The following is a 15851-nucleotide window of genomic DNA, read 5'->3' on the forward strand; positions in this document are numbered from 1 at the left end:
GAAGCAAATCCGATACTGTTATCTGCTGGAGTGATAAACCCGATGCTTTAACGCGCTGCGGGCAGCCGACCGGTTCCTGATATGTCCCCGCGAGGCCCCGTCAAAGCTGTCCTGGACGCGGATCAGGCACGAAACCGTCGCGATTGGGCATGACCACACGCGGCAAAGACGCCGCATCGAGCCGCGTATTTGCCGGGACGATGCCGTTCTGGTTGAGCAGGAACGCGCTCACCGCGTAGACCTCATCGGCGGTGAGCGATTCGGGCGCGTTGTAGGGCATCGCGCGGCGGATATAGTCGAACAGCGTGGTCGCGTACGGCCAATAGCTGCCCACCGTGCGCTTCGGCTTCGTGCTGGTCAACGTCCCCTGCCCGCCTATGAGTTGATCGCCGAGACCGCCCTGGCCCTGAGCGCCGTGGCACGCCGCGCATTTCGCGGCGAAGATGTGCGCACCGCTGGCGACATCGCCGCTGCCCGGCGGCAGTCCGCGGCCGTCCGGCGCGACGTCGATGTTCCAGGCGGCAAGGTCTTGGGCGGTGATCGGCGTGCCGATGTCGTGGCTCGCCTCGGCGTTGCGAGCATCTGGCGTCATAGATGAACACGATGCCAGCGTGGTTAGCGACACCAGCGCGGCCAGCGCCGCACGGGCAGGCCTGCGTCGCGAAAGCTTCTCAAGCATTGCGCACCTCGCCGCTTGATTCCACTCGCCACTGCTGGATCGCGTTGTAGTGGTACTGCGAATTTAGCCCGCGCGCGGCGACGAGTTCGCTGCGGGTCGGCTGCACATAGCCGGTCGAATCGGTGGCGCGCGAGAGAATCGCGGCAGCGCCGCCGTCCCAACGCCAGTCCGCCTCGAAGCGCGTCAACGCGCGATCATGGATCGCGCCGACGAGACGCGCGGCGCGCCACGTCGCCCCGCCATCGGTCGAGACCTCGACCTTGCGGACCGTGCCGCGCCCGGACCAGGCCAGACCGGTGATCGGGTAATAACCGTGCGTGGTGAGCCGATGCCCTGGCGACGGCCGCGTGATCACCGACTTCGCGTCCATCTCGAACGCGAACTGACGCGCGGTGCCGTTCGCGAGCAGGCTGGTGTATTTCGAGGTTTCCTCGCGCGTTTGCAACGGCGCGCCAACCACCTTCAGCCGACGCAGCCACTTGACGTTGGTATTGCCCTCGAAGCCGGGCACGATCAGCCGTAACGGATAACCATTTTCCGGGCGCAAGCGTTCGCCGTTTTGCGCGTAGACCACGAGCGCGCGGTCGAGTATCCGTTCGAGCGGCAAACTGCGTGTCATTGCAGCGGCGTCGGCGCCCTCTGCCAGTAACCAGCCGCCCTGTGTTCCGCTTTCGGACACCGATACACCGCCGACTTCTTCCAGCAGGGTGGAAAGACGCACGCCGGTCCATTCGCAGCACGACAGCAGACCATGTGTGAGTTGCACGGGCATGCCGCTCGGCCCGTTCCATTCATTGCCGGTATTGCCGGAACATTCCAGAAAATGGATGCGCGATTCGGACGGCAGGCGCAGCAGGTCGTCCATCGTGAAGAGTTTCGGCGTCCGCACGAGTCCGTGAAACGCGAGCCTGTGCTGATCAGGGTCGATGTCGGGTACGCCGCCGTGATGACGTTCGTAGACGAGACCGTTGGGCGTCAGCGTACCGTGCAAATCGGCGAGCGGCGTCATCGACGAAGCCGCGCCGGGCAGCGGCCATGCGCGTGCGCTGCGGCGCACGACCTCCGCCTCATGCGGCGACGGCACGCCGTACGGATGCTCGAGAATGGGCGCGCCGGGTACGCGGCTCGACGGCGCGACTTCCAGCGGCTTGAGCAATTCACTTGCCGCCGCGGCTTGCGAGGCAACCAGGCCGCCGAGCGCAAGACGGCCAAGCACTCGACGGCGAGCGCGCGACGGCGGCGTATCCGGCGGGGCGGTGCGCGCGGACATTAACGCGTTCCCGCCACGGCCGATTCCGCGTAATCCTCGCCGTCGATGTCATAGCCCGACGGCTCCCAACGAATCACCAGCAACGTGAGCAGCGAACTCAGCGGCGCGATCGCGATCAGCCAGAACACTTTGGTGCCCAACGCGGCGGCCAGCACCGGAAAGAGAAATAGCGAAACCGTCGAGGCGGAGCGCACCAGCGTCTGATTGAAACCCACGCCGATCCCGCGCAAGGACGTGGGATAACTCAGCGACGCATACGTCATCGAATGGGAACCGGGTCCGAAACCTTGGCCGAACAGATAGCCGCCGAGCAGCAGGATCGCCACTATGACGAGCGCGCCGCTGCTAGGTTTGCCGATCAGCGCGAGCCCAATCAGCGAAGCGAATTGCAGCGCGTGTCCGAGCACCGTCATTTTCCAGGCGCCGATGGTCGGCGCAGTGCGCACGCCGATCAGACCGCCGACAAATGCAAACGCCAGATTCAGCGCCAGCGCGGCGATGATCGTCGTGAGCGGACCTTGATGAAAGAAACTGGTGATGATCACCGGCAAGCCGAAGATGATCGCGTTGTAGCCGAACGAGGAAGCACTGCCGATCACCGCGGCGAGAATCGTGCGACGGCGATACGTCGCGTTGAAGAGCACGCCGTAGTTGCGCCACGACGCGGCGCGCGGCGCTTTAACCGGCACGTCGCTTTGCTCCACCACAGCATCCACGCCATACGAGCGCTTCAGGATGCGCGCGGCTTCGTCGAGATTGCCCTGATTTGCGGCCCACACCGGCGATTCGCTGATATAGCGGCTGCGCACGAGAATGATCGCGATGGCGGGCACGGCGCCGAAAGCCAGCGTCAGACGCCACAGCCAGCCGAGCTGATGCTCGGGCAGAATCGCGTAGAGGCCGAGAATCAACAGATAGCAGGTGCTCGTAGCCGCATACCAGGCGGGGCACCACGCGGCGACACTGGCCGCCTTGTTGCCTTTGCCCGCTACTCGCGAGAACTCCGCGAGAAACGCCATCGCCACCGGCAGATCGAGACCCACGCCGAAACCCATCAGAAACCGCGCGCCGCCGAGCACCCACGCATTCGGCGCGAGACCGGCCGCGATCGCGGCGACCACGAAGAACAGCATGTCGGCCATGAACACACGATAGCGGCCGATGCGGTCCGTCAGATAGCCGCCGAACAGCGCGCCGAGAATCGCCCCGAAGGTAATGGCCGACGAAACGAAACCCACCTGTACCGGCGACAGCGAGAACTGGCGCGCGATGTCCTTGATCCCATAAGCGAGCGAAGTCAAATCGTAAGCATCCAGAAAGACGCCACCGAGCGCGATCGCAATCACGATTCGCGCATTACTACCGTTCGCCGCGCCCGCGTTGACGATGCGCGAAACGTCTTGCGCGCTACGGATGACGGCGGGCCGCGCCGCGCCATCGGCGGGCGTTTGAACGTCGACGGCGGTCGACGGAAAAGCAACTGTGGACATGATCCGGGCTTCGCATGAATGGCTGAAGCGTTGCATGGTAGCCATGCGATTCGCGCCGGCAAAACGACGAATTTAACTATGCAAATCGGGATTTCCGCGCTTGCGTCATGGTGCGCCATAGAGCGGCGTTGCCGGCAGCACGGTTCGCACTTCTGCAGATTTTCTTATCTGCAATGATTGGTTGGATTCGGACGCACGCGAATCTACCGTGTAGTTCCGGCGGCCGGCGCACCGGTTATCCGTCAACCCGAGCTTTTACACCCGCTCCCACTCCTCGATTGGTATTTGCGCATGCGCTATTTCCGTCTGCTGAAGTCTTTCGTCGCCGTGGCGGCCCTCTCGCTTGCCGCGGCCCATGCCTACGCCGACAAGCCCGCGGTGATCCGCATCGGCGTCGCGCAACAAGGCACCGGCGACCCGCCCTCCTTCGGCGGCTCGCCGGCGGCAACCGTGCAATTGCAGCAGTCGCTGGAAAAAGAGTTCGCTGCCGATGGCATCAAGGTGGAGTGGCTATTCTTCAAGGGCGCCGGCCCGGCGGTCAACGAAGCGATCGCCGACAAATCGCTCGACTTCGCCTTCCAGGGCGATCTCCCGGCGGTGCTCGCCCGCGCGAACGGCCTGAAAACGCACCTGCTGCTCGCCTCGGGCGTGCGCACCGGCATCAAGGTCGCCGTACCGGCCGATTCGGACGTGCATTCGATCAAGGACCTGAAGGGCCGGCGCGTGTCGATCTTTCGCGGCACCAATCTGCAACTCGTCGCCGACAACGCGCTTGCCGCGAATCAATTGAACGAACGCGACCTGCGCGTGATCAATCTGGACACCGCCAGTTCGCTCGCGGCGCTGGCGTCCAAGGGCATCGACGCGTCGGTCAATGACTACCACGTGTACAAGCTGCGCGATCAGGGCCTCGCGAAGGTGGTCTACGAATCGCAGAACGATGGTCCGCAATTCACGCGGCAGTCGCATCTGCTGGTCATCGACGACTTCGATCATGCGCATCCGGATATCGTGCAGCGCGTCGTCAACGTATTCGTGCAAGGCGCGCAATGGTCCTCCGACGAAGCGAACCGCGATGCGCTCTTCAAACTGTGGGCCAAAAGCGGCGTGCCCTATTCATCGTGGCAGGCCGAGTTCGCCAATCAGAAGTTGAAGGACCGCAACTCGCCGTTGATCGATCCGTTCATCGTCGGACGCTACAAATCCGTCGCGACGGATGCGCTGAACCTCAAACTGATCCGCCAGCCGGTCGAGGTCGATAGCTGGTTCGAAACGAAATATCTCGACAACGCACTGCGCACGCAGAAGCTCGACCACTACTGGACCCGTTACGACGCTGCGGGCAAACCGCTCAGCTAACCCACCGGAGCGATTACGATGAGCGACACCGCAATCCAGGTCGAACGCGAACGGCTCGCGTCGTCCACCACGCCGCAAGCGCCTCACGTTCCGCTGTTTCGCGAGCCGCGCCTGCGCGCGATTGCGTGGCGGCTTGCGCCGTGGGTGTTGCCCGCACTGCTGTTCGCGCTGTGGGCCGTGGGTTGCGAGCGCGGCTGGATCGCGCCGCAGATTCTGCCGCCGCCCGAGCGCGTGTTCGAGACGCTGGTCGAGCTGGCCACGAGCGGCGACCTCGCGCGCAATACGCTGATCAGCCTGCAACGCGTGCTGCTCGGTTTCGGCGCGGGCACGCTGCTCGGCTTCGCGCTCGGCGCGGCACTGGGTTTGTCGCGCACGCTCGAAGCCTATGTGCTGCCGAGCTTCAATGCGCTGGTGCAGATTCCGGTGCTTGGATGGCTGCCGTTCTTGCTGTTGCTCGTGGGCGTGGGCGAGCCGCTCAAATACATTCTGATCGCGCATGCGGCGCTCGTGCCGGTCACGTTGAGCACGCTGCAGGGATTCCGCCAGACACCCGCCGCGCTCGATGAAGTCGCGCGCGTGTTCGAATACAGCGGCTGGCAACGGATTGTCTATCTCGTGCTGCCCGCCGCGGTGCCGACGCTCGCCACGGGCGTGCGGCTCGCGTTCACCAAAGCCTGGCTCGCGCTGGTGGTCGTCGAACTGGTGGCGTCTTCCGAAGGGCTCGGCTATCTGATCGTCTACGGACGGCAACTCTTTCAGCTCGATCTGGTGATGGCGTCGGTGGTCGTGGTCGGTGCGATTGGCTACGCGGTGAACCGGTCGTTCGATGCGCTCGAAGCGCGTTTGCGGCGGGGACAGCCGTCGGCATTTCGCGAGTGATCGCATCAAACGCACCCGTGGCGCTACACGTGAGGTAACTACGATGAGTCTCGCCCTCTTCAAGCGTTCCAATCAGTCACAACAGTCCGCCGACGCGTCCTGCGACTGCGACGCGCCCGCTTCTTTCCGGCGCGCCGCGCGAGCGCAACGGCCGTTGCTGACACGGGTCGACTGGCGCGGCGCCGTCTTGCCCGTCATCGCAATTGTGATCTGGTGGGCCGTCTCGGAAGCGCACGTGATCAAAAGCGGCTTGCTCGTCAGTCCCGCGCAGGTTCTCGCCACCGCATGGCAGCAGATCGAGAGCGGCGCGCTGCTGAAGGCGCTCTCGGCATCGCTCGCGCGCGAAGCGAGCGGCTTCGTGATCGGCACACTGGGTGGTTTGCTGCTCGGCAGCGTGCTCGGCTTTTCGCGGCTCGCGACACGCATGATCGGACCGAGCTTCGACACCTTCAAACAGATCTCGCTGTTTGCGTGGATCCCGTTGATCTCCGTCTGGTTCGGTCTCGGCGACGTGGCGAAAGTCGTGTTCCTCTCGCTCGCCGCGCTTCTGCCCGTCACCGCGCATACCTGCGACGGCATCCACGCGGTGCCGCGCGCTTATATCGAAGTCGCACGCGCCTTTCGTTACTCGCGGTGGCAGCTCATCCGCGCCGTGATTCTGCCGGCCGCGTTGCCGTCGATTTTCACCGGCATCTACCTCGCCTTGATCTATTCGTGGCTCGCTACGCTCGGCGCTGAATATCTGCTGGTGGCCGGCAGCGGCATCGGCAACACGCTGATCGACGGCAGCGAGCAGTTCCGCATGGATCTGGTGCTGTTCGGCGTGATCGTGATCGGCGTGACGGGCTGGGCGTTGAACGCGCTGGCGCGTGCCGTGGAACGGGCGATCTTTGCGCGCCGGTTCCAGTCGGCCACGCGCTGAACCTGTAGATGAACATTCACTCTCCGGCCCGCTCATGACTTCTTCCACGCTCTCCGACAGCATCGACATTCTTCACGTCAGCAAGCACTACGCGCAGCAAGGCGGCACGCCGCTCGCGGTGCTCGACGACATCAGCCTGCGCGTGCGCGCCGGCGAGTTCGTCAGCGTGCTCGGTTCGAGCGGTTGCGGCAAATCCACGCTGCTGCGATTGATCGCGGGACTCGACACCGACTATAGCGGCGAGATCGTCGTTGCTGGCGACAAGGTCCGCGATACGTCGCTCGAACGCGGCATCGTGTTCCAGGACCACCGGCTGTTTCCGTGGCTCACGGCGTCGCAAAACATTCTCGCCGCGCTGCGTAACGCGCCGCTTTCCGCGCGAGAGAAACGCGAAGCCGTGGCGGAACATATCGAACTGGTCGGGCTCAAGGGCTTTGAAAATTCGTACCCGCACCAACTGTCGGGCGGCATGGCGCAGCGCGTGGCGATCGCGCGCGGTCTCGTGAATCGTCCGCGCGTGCTGCTGCTCGATGAGCCGTTCGGTGCGCTCGACGCGCTCACGCGCGGCCGTTTGCAGAACGAGTTGCAGCGCATCTGGGAACACGAACGCATCACGATGATCCTCGTCACGCACGATGTCGATGAAGCGCTTTACCTCGGCGACCGCGTCGTCACGATGGCGCCGCGGCCGGGCCGCATCAAGCGGATCGTTGACGTCGCATTGCCGCGACCACGCGAGCGCAACGATCCGCGCTTCATCCGGTTGCGCGACGAAGTGCTGGCCGATTTCGCCGAGCAAGACGGCACGCAACGCGAATCGCGCGCGGATCGCGAGGACCGTGGTGATGACAGACCGCACGGCGGCACGCGCATTTCAGTAGCAAGTCCGCCGATCACCGAATGGCGGCTGGCATGGTGACGCACGCGCTCTCCCCAAACAACAAACCTTCACGGAGCAGACGATGAGCGGCGAAACACAGCAGAAGCGCCAGATCAGACTGGGCGCCTTCCTGATGGAGACAGGCCATCACATCGCCGCATGGCGACACCCTGATGCACATGCGACCGGCGGCCTCGACTTCGCGCACTATGCGGAACTCGCGCAGATCGCCGAGCGCGCCAAATTCGACGCGATTTTTTTCGCCGACAGCGTGAGCGTGCGCGACACGAATCTGCCCTCGCTATCCCGCACCGCGCGCGCCGATCATTTCGAACCGCTGACCTTGCTGTCGGCCCTCTCGGTCGTAACGAAACACGTCGGCCTGATCGCGACGGTCTCCACGACATTCAACGAGCCGTACAACCTCGCGCGCAAATTCGCGTCGCTCGACCATCTGAGCGGCGGCCGCTCGGGCTGGAATCTCGTCACGTCGAGCACGGAATCCGAAGCGCTCAATTTCAGTTTCGATCGCCATCCGGATCATGCGGTCCGCTACGAGCGCGCTCGCGAGTTCTACGATGTGGTGGCGGGCCTGTGGGATAGCTGGGAAGACGATGCGTTTATTCGCGACAAGGAAAGCGGCGTCTACTTCGACCCGGACAAGCTGCACGTGCTGGGCCATGCGGGCAAGCACTTCAAGGTGCGCGGGCCGCTGAACGTCGCGCGTTCGCCGCAGGGCTGGCCGGTCGTCGTGCAGGCCGGCGCGTCCGAGGCGGGGCGCGAACTCGCCGCGCAGACCGCGGAGGTGATCTTCGTCGCGCATCAGACGCTCGACGAAGCGCAGTCGTTCTATCGCGACGTCAAAGGCCGTCTCGCGAAGTATGGGCGCGCGCCGGATCATCTGAAGATCATGCCGGGCATTTTCCCGATTGTCGGCCGCACGCAGGAGGAAGCCGAGGAGAAATTCGCCGCGCTTCAGGACCTGATTCATCCGACCGTGGGTCTCTCGCTGCTCTCGAACATGTCGGGCGGCGTGGACCTCTCCCAGTATCCCGTCGACGGGCCGCTGCCTGAATTACCCGAAACGAATGGCGGCAAGAGCCGTCAACGGCTGCTATTCGATCTCGCGCGGCGCGAGAACCTGACGATCCGCGATCTGTATCTGCGCATCGCCGGGGCGCGCGGCCATCAGCAGGTGGTCGGCACGCCGACGAGCATTGCGGACCAGTTGCAGCAGTGGTTCGAAGAAGAAGGCGCCGATGGTTTCAACATCATGTCGCCATGGTTGCCGGGCGGGTTGACGGAATTCACCGAACTGGTCGTGCCGGAGTTGCAACGGCGTGGACTGTTCCGCACGGAATACGAGGGAAGCACGCTGCGCGACAACCTCGGGCTGCCGCGCCCCGTGAATCGCTATGCGTCGGCGACGCAGCACGTCGCCGCCATAGCGAGCTGATCAGGCGACGGCATTCGCGCCGTCGGACACGTTCTCTTCATCAGGAATTCAGGAGCTTTTCATGAGTGCAGCCGCAGTGCAGGACGTACAGTCGATTCAGGTCACGCCGCTTTCCGCGCATATCGGCGCGGAGATTCATGGTGTCGATCTCACGCAGAAGCTGGATGCGCGACAGATCGCGGAGATTCGCGCCGCGCTTCTGAAGTGGCGCGTCGTATTCTTTCGCGAGCAGTTCCTCACGCATGAGCAGCACGTCGCGTTCTCGGCGCAGTTCGGCGAACTGACCTTGGGGCATCCGGTGTTCGGCCACGTGGACGGTCATCCAGAGATCTACTCGATTTCGAAGTACCGCAAGGCAACGCGTTTCGAAGGGCAAACGCTGCAACGCCCGTGGACCGGCTGGCATACGGACGTGACGGCCGCGCTCAATCCACCGTGGGCGTCGATCCTGCGCGGCGTGACGATTCCGCCTTACGGCGGCGACACGCAGTGGACCAACCTGGTGGCCGCCTATCAGAAGCTTTCCGCACCGCTGCGTTCGTTCGTCGATGGTCTGCGCGGGCTGCACCGTTTCACGCCGCCGGCCGGCGCGAGTGGCACGGAGGCGTTTAACAAAGCCGTCGAGCAACGCACGCTCGTCACCGAACATCCGCTGGTCAGAGTTCATCCGGAAACGGGCGAGCGGGCGCTCTATGTGAGCCCGAGTTTCCTGAAGTCGATCGTCGGCGTGAGCCCGCGTGAAAGCCAGGTGTTGCTCGAACTGCTCTGGGAACATGTGACGCGGCCGGAGTTCACCGTGCGCTTCAAATGGGAGGCAGGCAGCGTTGCTTTCTGGGACAACCGGGCGACGGCTCACCTTGCGCCCACGGATATTTTCGATCTCGACTTCGACCGGCAACTGTATCGCACGACACTCGTCGGCGACGTGCCCGTTGGCCCGGACGGCGCGCAATCGGTGGGGATTGAAGGCTCGCCGGTGAGCGCCGCCGCGGCGGTCGCGTTGAACTGAGGACGCAGGCGCGCCCCGCGAGCAGATAGCAGGCAGCGCGCGCCGCAAAAAGAAATCGCCACCCTGACCCACGCTGTCGGTCGGATCGACAGCGTCTACGGCTTCTGTTTCCCACGCGCCTGCGCGTCGAGTTCGCGCAGGTGCTCGAGCTTGTCGCCAATCCTGGATTCCAGTCCGCGCGGCACGGGCTGATACCAGCGTTGTTCGGCGACATCTTCCGGAAAGTAATGCTCACCCGCTGCGTACGCATCCGGTTCGTCGTGCGCGTAGCGATAGTCCTTTTTGTAGCCGAGATCCTTCATGAGTTGCGTCGGCGCATTCCTAAGATGCAGCGGCACCGCTCGCGTGCGGTCGCCGCGCACGAATGACAGCGCCTGATGCCACGCCATGCTGACCGCATTCGACTTCGGCGCGACGGTGATATACACGAGCGCCTGGGCGAGCGCCAGTTCGCCTTCGGGGGAGCCGAGCCGTTCATAGGCTTCGGCCGCGTTCACCGCGACCTGTAATGCTCTCGGATCCGCATTGCCCACCTCCTCGCTCGCCAGGATGATGATGCGGCGCGCGAGGTAGCGCACGTCGACGCCGCCGTCGATCATTCGCGCCATCCAGTACAAGGCCGCATCCGGATCGGAGCCGCGGGCGGATTTGATCAGCGCGGAAATCTGGTCGTAGAATTCCTCGCCTCCCTTGTCGAAACGCCGTGTCGTCGTGGCGGACGCGGTGCTGACGAAGCTCGCATCGATACGTGTCAGCCCGGCTGCCGTAGCGGCATTGGCGAGCTGCTCGACGAGGTTCAGAAACTTGCGGCCGTCGCCGTCGGCAAAACCGATGACGGCGTCGAGCGCGAATGGCTCGAACTCGAGCTCGCCCAACACCGCCTGCGCTCGCTTGAAAAGCTGCCGCAATTCCTCGTCGGATAGCGGCTTGAGCACATACACCTGGGCGCGCGACAGCAGCGCGCTGTTGACCTCGAAACTGGGATTTTCCGTGGTCGCGCCGATGAGCGTCAGCCGGCCCGTTTCGACGTGCGGCAGCAAGGCGTCCTGCTGGCTTTTGTTGAGCCGGTGAATTTCATCGAGGAACAGCACGGTCGAGCGGCCCCGGTGGTCGAGCATCTGCTGGGCACGCGCGGCGGCCTCTCTCAGTTCCTTGACGCCGGCGGCGACGGCCGACTCGGCGATGAACTCGTAGTCGAACGCCCGCGCGGCAAGCCGCGCAATCGTCGTCTTGCCGACACCGGGCGGTCCCCACAGGATGAACGAGTGCAGACGTTGGGAGTCGAGTGCGAGCCGCAGCGGCTTGCCCGGGCCCAGCAGATGAGACTGCCCGACGACGTCGTCGAGCGATTCGGGCCGAAGCTGCTCGGCAAGCGGCGCGCGAGGCTGGGTGGCAAAGAGGTCGGTCATGGTGCGGATAGTGAGCGGCTTTTTCCGTGGCAGGCGTGCGGGCCCACGGATTTGAATGGTCGCAAAAACACGCCCTTATATCTTGTGAGTCGACAGAAGAATACTCGTTTCAGTACTCGCGATGCCGTCGATCAGGCGAATCGCGCCGAGCACCCTATCGAAGTTTTCCAGCGAATCCGCCCGCAACTCCGCGATGAGATCCCAACGCCCATTGGTGCTGTGGATCGTCGCGACGTTGGGATGGCCACGAAGCACCTTGAGCACGTCGGCCGCGCGGTTGCCTTCGACCGCAATCGACATCAGCGCCCGGATCCGGTGCGCCTCCGCCGCGGGCTTCACGCGCACGGTATAGCCCACGATCACGCCGCTCTTTTCCAGCCGCGTCAGCCGGTTCTGGACCGTGGCGCGAGCGACCCGCAAGTGCTTCGCCAGCGTCACCACGGACATGCGCGCGTCGTCGCGCAGTAAAGCAATCAACTGCCGGTCGATGTCATCGAGATCGATCATTTTTTTGTGCCTACGCCGGTTTCCGGCCGGGTTCCGTTCAGGCTGCTCCGAGCAAACCTGGGGGCAGAAAGAAGCGCGGATGGTACAAAACGCGCATTCCGAGTGCGCATCTTGACACTTCGGAGCGCAAAACTGCAATGTTTGTTGTCTTTTTGTTGGCGCGGGGGCAGGGAATAATTTCGCTATCGCTCCGCTTCGGGGCCTGCAACAACAACGGAGACATCACCATGACCCGCTTCCTCGACGTACCTGCAACGTACCGGCTCGTCGCCAATATCGGCGTGCCGCGCTTTCTCGACGAACTTGCCCAGACCATCCGTGCCGACTATCTGCGCTGGAGCGAATTCGACAAGTCGCCGCGCGTCGCCTGTCATTCGCGACTCGGCGTCATCGAGTTGATGCCCGTGGCCGACGCGGAACTGTTTGCCTTCAAATACGTGAACGGCCATCCCATCAATGCCGAGCGCGGCATGCAAACCGTCATGGCGTTCGGCGCACTGGCCTCGGTGGATACCGGTTACCCGCTGTTCCTTTCCGAGCTTACCTTGACCACCGCGCTGCGCACGGCGGCAACTTCGGCGCTGGCGGCCAAAGCATTGGCGCGGCCCGACTCGCGACGAATGGCCTTGATCGGCAATGGCGCGCAAAGCGAGTTTCAGGCTATTGCGTTCCATACGCTTCTAGGTATCGACGAGCTTCGCGTGTTCGACGTCGACCGCCACGCCACGGACAAACTCATTCGCAATCTCGCGGCGTGGCCGCAATTGCGCATCATCCGCGCGACGTCGGCTGCGCAGGCGGTGCGCGGCGCCCATATCGTCACGACCGTGACCGCCGACAAGGCCTGCGCGACGATCATCACGCCGGACATGATCGAACCGGGCATGCATCTGAACGCCGTGGGCGGTGACTGTCCGGGCAAGACCGAACTGCATGCCGACGTGCTGAACATGAGCCGCGTGATCGTCGAGTACGAACCGCAGACCCGCGTTGAAGGCGAGATTCAGCAACTGGCCGCCGACTCGCCCGTGATCGAACTGTGGCGCGTGTTGCGCGGCGAGATCGAAGGACGCGAAAACGCACAGCAGGTCACCGTATTCGACTCCGTCGGCTTCGCGCTCGAAGACTATTCGGCACTGCGCTATTTGCATGCGCTGGCACAGACACACCATGTCGGCATCGAAGTCGCGCTGATTCCGCCTGCTGCGGATCCGAAGGATCTGTTCGGCGAACTCGCACCGGCCGCCATGGCGCAGGCTCGTGCCGAACACGCATTGGCGTCGGCCTGACGCGCAGCCCGCCCTCGACGCGCACGCCCTCTTACTCCCGCGGTCCCTATCCATGAGCCTTCTGTCGATTCAGGCGCCATCCGCTGTCGTCGTGATCCGCCCGCATTGCTTTTATCCCAACCCCGAGACGGCAAGCGACAACGCGTTTCAGCGCACCAGCGGTCTCACAGATCACCAGGAAGCGGAGCCGCTCGCGGCCGCCGCCTATGACGAAGTGACGGCTGCCGCGGCGGCGTTGGAAGACGCGGGCGTGCGCGTTCATCTGTTCGAGGACGACGGAACACGGAGCACGCCCGATTCCGTGTTCCCGAACAACTGGTTCTCGACGCATCCCGGTGGCCACGTCGCGTTGTATCCGATGCACTGCGTCAACCGCCGGCGCGAGCGCAGAACGGACGTGATCGACATGTTCAAGGCACAGTATCGCGTGCAGGACGTCATCGACTATTCGGGCCTCGAATACGACGACGTGTTTCTCGAAGGCACCGGAGCCATGGTGCTGGACCACATCGCGCGCATTGCTTATACGGCGCGCTCGCGCCGCGCGGATCCGGTGGCGCTCGAACGGTTCTGCACGAACTTCAACTTCGAGCCGGTATGCTTCGACGCCGTCGACTCGGCAGGTCGCGCGGTGTATCACACCAACGTCATGATGAGCGTCGCGACAGAGTTCGCGTTGATCGGGCTCGACCTGATCACCGATGAACGTCGGCGCGCCGAAGTGCGGGCGCGTCTGATGGAAAGCGGACGCACCGTGATCGATCTCGACGCCTCACAGATCGGCAACTTCGCCGCGAACGCGCTCGAACTATCCGGCAGCGCCGGACGCGTGCTCGCGCTTTCGGAACGGGGCGCATCGTGCCTGACGGCACAACAGAAAGCGCTGATCGAACGCTCTGCCCGACTGCTGCCGCTGCGCGTTCCCACCATCGAAATGGCCGGAGGCTCGGTCCGCTGCATGCTGGGGGGAATTCATTTGTCGCGGCGGCCCGTCTGAACGCGCTCCGGATGGCGGTGCAACCGGCGCTCCACTCGACGAGAGCAACGCTTGCGGCTATCTTACGGACACGCACGATTGAAAGGCACAACCATGGCGACGTTCCGCGGTATCGTTGCAGTCCTGCTGATCACGCTGCTGTCCGCCTGCGCGAGCCTGCCGCCGCAGACCGGCCGTACCACGACGCATGCACTGACGGACACGGACACCACGCGCCTTGGCACCGCCTTCATCCCGCAGGAGCGCAAGCATCCCGACAACAGCGCGTTCCATCTGCTGCCCAACGGCGTCGATGCCCTGCTCGCCCGCATCGTGCTGGCGGAAGCAGCCGAGCGCACGCTCGACCTGCAGTACTACATCTGGCACGACGATCTGACGGGCCGTCACCTGGCCGACGCGGTGCTCAAGGCCGCCGATCGCGGCGTCAGGGTTCGCGTTCTGCTGGACGATCTGGGCACGGGCGCCGACGACAAGGTTCTGCTCGCCATCAGCTCACACCCCAACATCGAAATACGCCTCTTCAATCCGATCGCCAGCCGGAGCTTCAAGAAGCTGGGCACGGCGCTCGAGTTCAGCCGGGTCAATCGGCGCATGCACAACAAGGCGTTGATCGCGGACAACCAGGCCGCCATTCTCGGCGGCCGCAATATCGGCGATGAGTACTTCGGCGCATCCAGCGAGATCGACTTTGGCGACCTCGACGTGCTGACTTTCGGACCCGTGGTCCATAAGGTCTCCAATGCCTTCGACGAATTCTGGAACTCCGATGCCGCCTATCCGATCGCCAGCCTGACCGGACATGCCGCCGAGGCGGACTCGCTGCCGGCTTATCGCGCCAGGCTCACGGCGTTCATCGCCTCCGAACGCGATTCGCCGTACGTCACGCAGGCCAAGGCACGCCTTGGCGAAACGCTGAATGCGCGCGACACCGACTTCTCCTGGGGCAAGGCGACCCTCCTCTACGACGATCCCGCGAAAATCACTCGCTCTCCGGACGATCCGCAGGGACATCTGCTGTCGCAGTTCAATGCGTTGAGTATCGAACCCACGAAGGAAGTGCTGATCATCTCCCCGTACTTCGTCCCCGGCAAAAAGGGCGTGGAATGGATGCGCGCGCAAACACAGCGCGGCGTGCGCGTCACGGTGTTGACGAACTCGCTGGCCGCCACCGACGTCGCCGCGGTTCACGCGGGATATCAACGTTATCGCAAGGATCTGCTCGACGCCGGCGTGCGTCTGTATGAATTGAAGCCTGCGCCGGACGAGGACGCCGGCGAGAAGAAGAAATCGATTCTGGGTTCATCGAAAGCCTCACTGCATGCGAAGACCTATGTGTTCGACAGAAGCAGCATCTTCATCGGCTCGATGAATCTCGACCCTCGGTCAATTACTCTCAATACGGAAATCGGCGTGTACTGCGAAAGCACCCCACTCGCCGCGCAAGTCGCGGACGGCGTCGAGCCAAAGCTGGATCAGCTCGCGTGGCGGCTGGAAACCCGTACGGACGCCAACGGCAAGAGCCGGATCGTATGGATCGACACCGCGCCGGATGGCAAGGTCAGCGAACTCGACGAGCCCGGTGTGTCGACCATGAAGCGTGTCGGCATCTGGTTCCTCGGCTTGTTGCCGATCGAGTCGCAGTTGTGACGGGGCGACTCGGCTCGCTTCGGCGCGTCCCGTAGTTCGCTGTTTTCCATAAGAACAC

At 63.8% G+C, this 15851-nt stretch carries 14 protein-coding genes; 9 read left to right on the plus strand and 5 right to left on the minus strand.

Features of this window, described 5'->3' with window-relative positions:
• Nucleotides 1–100 precede the first annotated feature (100 nt).
• The 3 genes from PQR32_RS20500 to PQR32_RS20510 are packed head-to-tail and all read right to left on the minus strand — an operon-like array spanning nucleotide 101 to nucleotide 3439.
• Nucleotides 101–679 (minus strand): c-type cytochrome, encoded by a 579-nt coding sequence (locus tag PQR32_RS20500; RefSeq protein ID WP_408230846.1) that lies wholly within the window; start codon nucleotides 677–679, stop codon nucleotides 101–103.
• The gene (soxC, locus tag PQR32_RS20505; protein ID WP_408230849.1) at nucleotides 672–1949 is read right to left on the minus strand and encodes a sulfite dehydrogenase; all 1278 of its coding nucleotides are present in this window, start codon (nucleotides 1947–1949) and stop codon (nucleotides 672–674) included. Before soxC ends, PQR32_RS20500 begins: the two co-directional genes overlap by 8 nt.
• Nucleotides 1949–3439 carry an MFS transporter gene (locus tag PQR32_RS20510; protein WP_408230852.1) on the minus strand — a complete coding sequence of 497 codons (1491 nt, stop codon included), beginning with the start codon at nucleotides 3437–3439 and terminating at the stop codon, nucleotides 1949–1951. Before PQR32_RS20510 ends, soxC begins: the two co-directional genes overlap by 1 nt.
• A 291-nt stretch (nucleotides 3440–3730) precedes the next feature.
• Here PQR32_RS20510 and PQR32_RS20515 point away from each other — a divergent pair, with 291 nt between their 5' ends.
• From PQR32_RS20515 to PQR32_RS20540, 6 genes are all read left to right on the plus strand, one after another.
• A complete protein-coding gene (locus PQR32_RS20515; protein WP_408230855.1) occupies nucleotides 3731–4798 on the plus strand; it encodes an ABC transporter substrate-binding protein in 1068 nt (355 codons plus the stop codon).
• 18 nt (nucleotides 4799–4816) lie between these two features.
• The gene (locus PQR32_RS20520; protein ID WP_408230858.1) at nucleotides 4817–5677 is read left to right on the plus strand and encodes an ABC transporter permease; all 861 of its coding nucleotides are present in this window, start codon (nucleotides 4817–4819) and stop codon (nucleotides 5675–5677) included.
• Between the two features lie 43 nt (nucleotides 5678–5720).
• Nucleotides 5721–6599 (plus strand): ABC transporter permease, encoded by an 879-nt coding sequence (locus PQR32_RS20525; RefSeq protein ID WP_408230861.1) that lies wholly within the window; start codon nucleotides 5721–5723, stop codon nucleotides 6597–6599.
• 34 nt (nucleotides 6600–6633) lie between these two features.
• Entirely contained in the window at nucleotides 6634–7518 is an 885-nt protein-coding gene (locus PQR32_RS20530) for an ABC transporter ATP-binding protein (RefSeq protein ID WP_408230864.1), read from the plus strand.
• A gap of 43 nt (nucleotides 7519–7561) precedes the next feature.
• Nucleotides 7562–8935, plus strand: a complete 1374-nt coding sequence (locus PQR32_RS20535; RefSeq protein WP_408230867.1) for an LLM class flavin-dependent oxidoreductase — start codon at nucleotides 7562–7564, stop codon at nucleotides 8933–8935.
• 61 nt (nucleotides 8936–8996) lie between these two features.
• Nucleotides 8997–9944, plus strand: coding sequence for a TauD/TfdA dioxygenase family protein (locus PQR32_RS20540; protein ID WP_408230870.1), 948 nt, complete (start codon nucleotides 8997–8999; stop codon nucleotides 9942–9944).
• A gap of 95 nt (nucleotides 9945–10039) precedes the next feature.
• On the opposite strand, the gene PQR32_RS20545 is transcribed toward PQR32_RS20540, so the two are convergent.
• Entirely contained in the window at nucleotides 10040–11353 is a 1314-nt protein-coding gene (locus PQR32_RS20545) for a replication-associated recombination protein A (protein WP_408230873.1), read from the minus strand.
• A gap of 75 nt (nucleotides 11354–11428) precedes the next feature.
• Nucleotides 11429–11860, minus strand: coding sequence for an Lrp/AsnC family transcriptional regulator (locus PQR32_RS20550; protein ID WP_408230876.1), 432 nt, complete (start codon nucleotides 11858–11860; stop codon nucleotides 11429–11431).
• A gap of 227 nt (nucleotides 11861–12087) precedes the next feature.
• Here PQR32_RS20550 and ocd point away from each other — a divergent pair, with 227 nt between their 5' ends.
• From ocd to PQR32_RS20565, 3 genes are all read left to right on the plus strand, one after another.
• Nucleotides 12088–13149: an ornithine cyclodeaminase gene (ocd, locus tag PQR32_RS20555; RefSeq protein ID WP_408230879.1), complete on the plus strand. Its 1062-nt coding sequence runs from the start codon at nucleotides 12088–12090 to the stop codon at nucleotides 13147–13149.
• A gap of 52 nt (nucleotides 13150–13201) precedes the next feature.
• Nucleotides 13202–14146, plus strand: a complete 945-nt coding sequence (gene ctlX / locus PQR32_RS20560) for a citrulline utilization hydrolase CtlX (protein ID WP_408230882.1) — start codon at nucleotides 13202–13204, stop codon at nucleotides 14144–14146.
• A 93-nt stretch (nucleotides 14147–14239) separates the two neighbouring features.
• A complete protein-coding gene (locus PQR32_RS20565) occupies nucleotides 14240–15793 on the plus strand; it encodes a phospholipase D family protein (protein WP_408230885.1) in 1554 nt (517 codons plus the stop codon).
• Nucleotides 15794–15851 lie beyond the last annotated feature (58 nt).

The sequence above is a fragment of the Paraburkholderia dipogonis genome (genome assembly GCF_046027395.1).
GTDB lineage: Bacteria > Pseudomonadota > Gammaproteobacteria > Burkholderiales > Burkholderiaceae > Paraburkholderia > Paraburkholderia dipogonis_A.

Excerpts from the sequence above, each read along its gene's own strand:
- PQR32_RS20510 (WP_408230852.1), bottom strand. The coding sequence starts at position 3,439 with ATGTCCACAGTTGCTTTTCCGTCGACCGCCGTCGACGTTCAAACGCCC.
- PQR32_RS20535 (WP_408230867.1), top strand. The coding sequence starts at position 7,562 with ATGAGCGGCGAAACACAGCAGAAGCGCCAGATCAGACTGGGCGCCTTC.
- soxC (WP_408230849.1), bottom strand. The coding sequence starts at position 1,949 with ATGTCCGCGCGCACCGCCCCGCCGGATACGCCGCCGTCGCGCGCTCGC.
- PQR32_RS20565 (WP_408230885.1), top strand. The coding sequence starts at position 14,240 with ATGGCGACGTTCCGCGGTATCGTTGCAGTCCTGCTGATCACGCTGCTG.
- ctlX (WP_408230882.1), top strand. The coding sequence starts at position 13,202 with ATGAGCCTTCTGTCGATTCAGGCGCCATCCGCTGTCGTCGTGATCCGC.
- PQR32_RS20500 (WP_408230846.1), bottom strand. The coding sequence starts at position 679 with ATGCTTGAGAAGCTTTCGCGACGCAGGCCTGCCCGTGCGGCGCTGGCC.
- PQR32_RS20545 (WP_408230873.1), bottom strand. The coding sequence starts at position 11,353 with ATGACCGACCTCTTTGCCACCCAGCCTCGCGCGCCGCTTGCCGAGCAG.
- ocd (WP_408230879.1), top strand. The coding sequence starts at position 12,088 with ATGACCCGCTTCCTCGACGTACCTGCAACGTACCGGCTCGTCGCCAAT.
- PQR32_RS20540 (WP_408230870.1), top strand. The coding sequence starts at position 8,997 with ATGAGTGCAGCCGCAGTGCAGGACGTACAGTCGATTCAGGTCACGCCG.
- PQR32_RS20515 (WP_408230855.1), top strand. The coding sequence starts at position 3,731 with ATGCGCTATTTCCGTCTGCTGAAGTCTTTCGTCGCCGTGGCGGCCCTC.
- PQR32_RS20525 (WP_408230861.1), top strand. The coding sequence starts at position 5,721 with ATGAGTCTCGCCCTCTTCAAGCGTTCCAATCAGTCACAACAGTCCGCC.
- PQR32_RS20520 (WP_408230858.1), top strand. The coding sequence starts at position 4,817 with ATGAGCGACACCGCAATCCAGGTCGAACGCGAACGGCTCGCGTCGTCC.
- PQR32_RS20530 (WP_408230864.1), top strand. The coding sequence starts at position 6,634 with ATGACTTCTTCCACGCTCTCCGACAGCATCGACATTCTTCACGTCAGC.
- PQR32_RS20550 (WP_408230876.1), bottom strand. The coding sequence starts at position 11,860 with ATGATCGATCTCGATGACATCGACCGGCAGTTGATTGCTTTACTGCGC.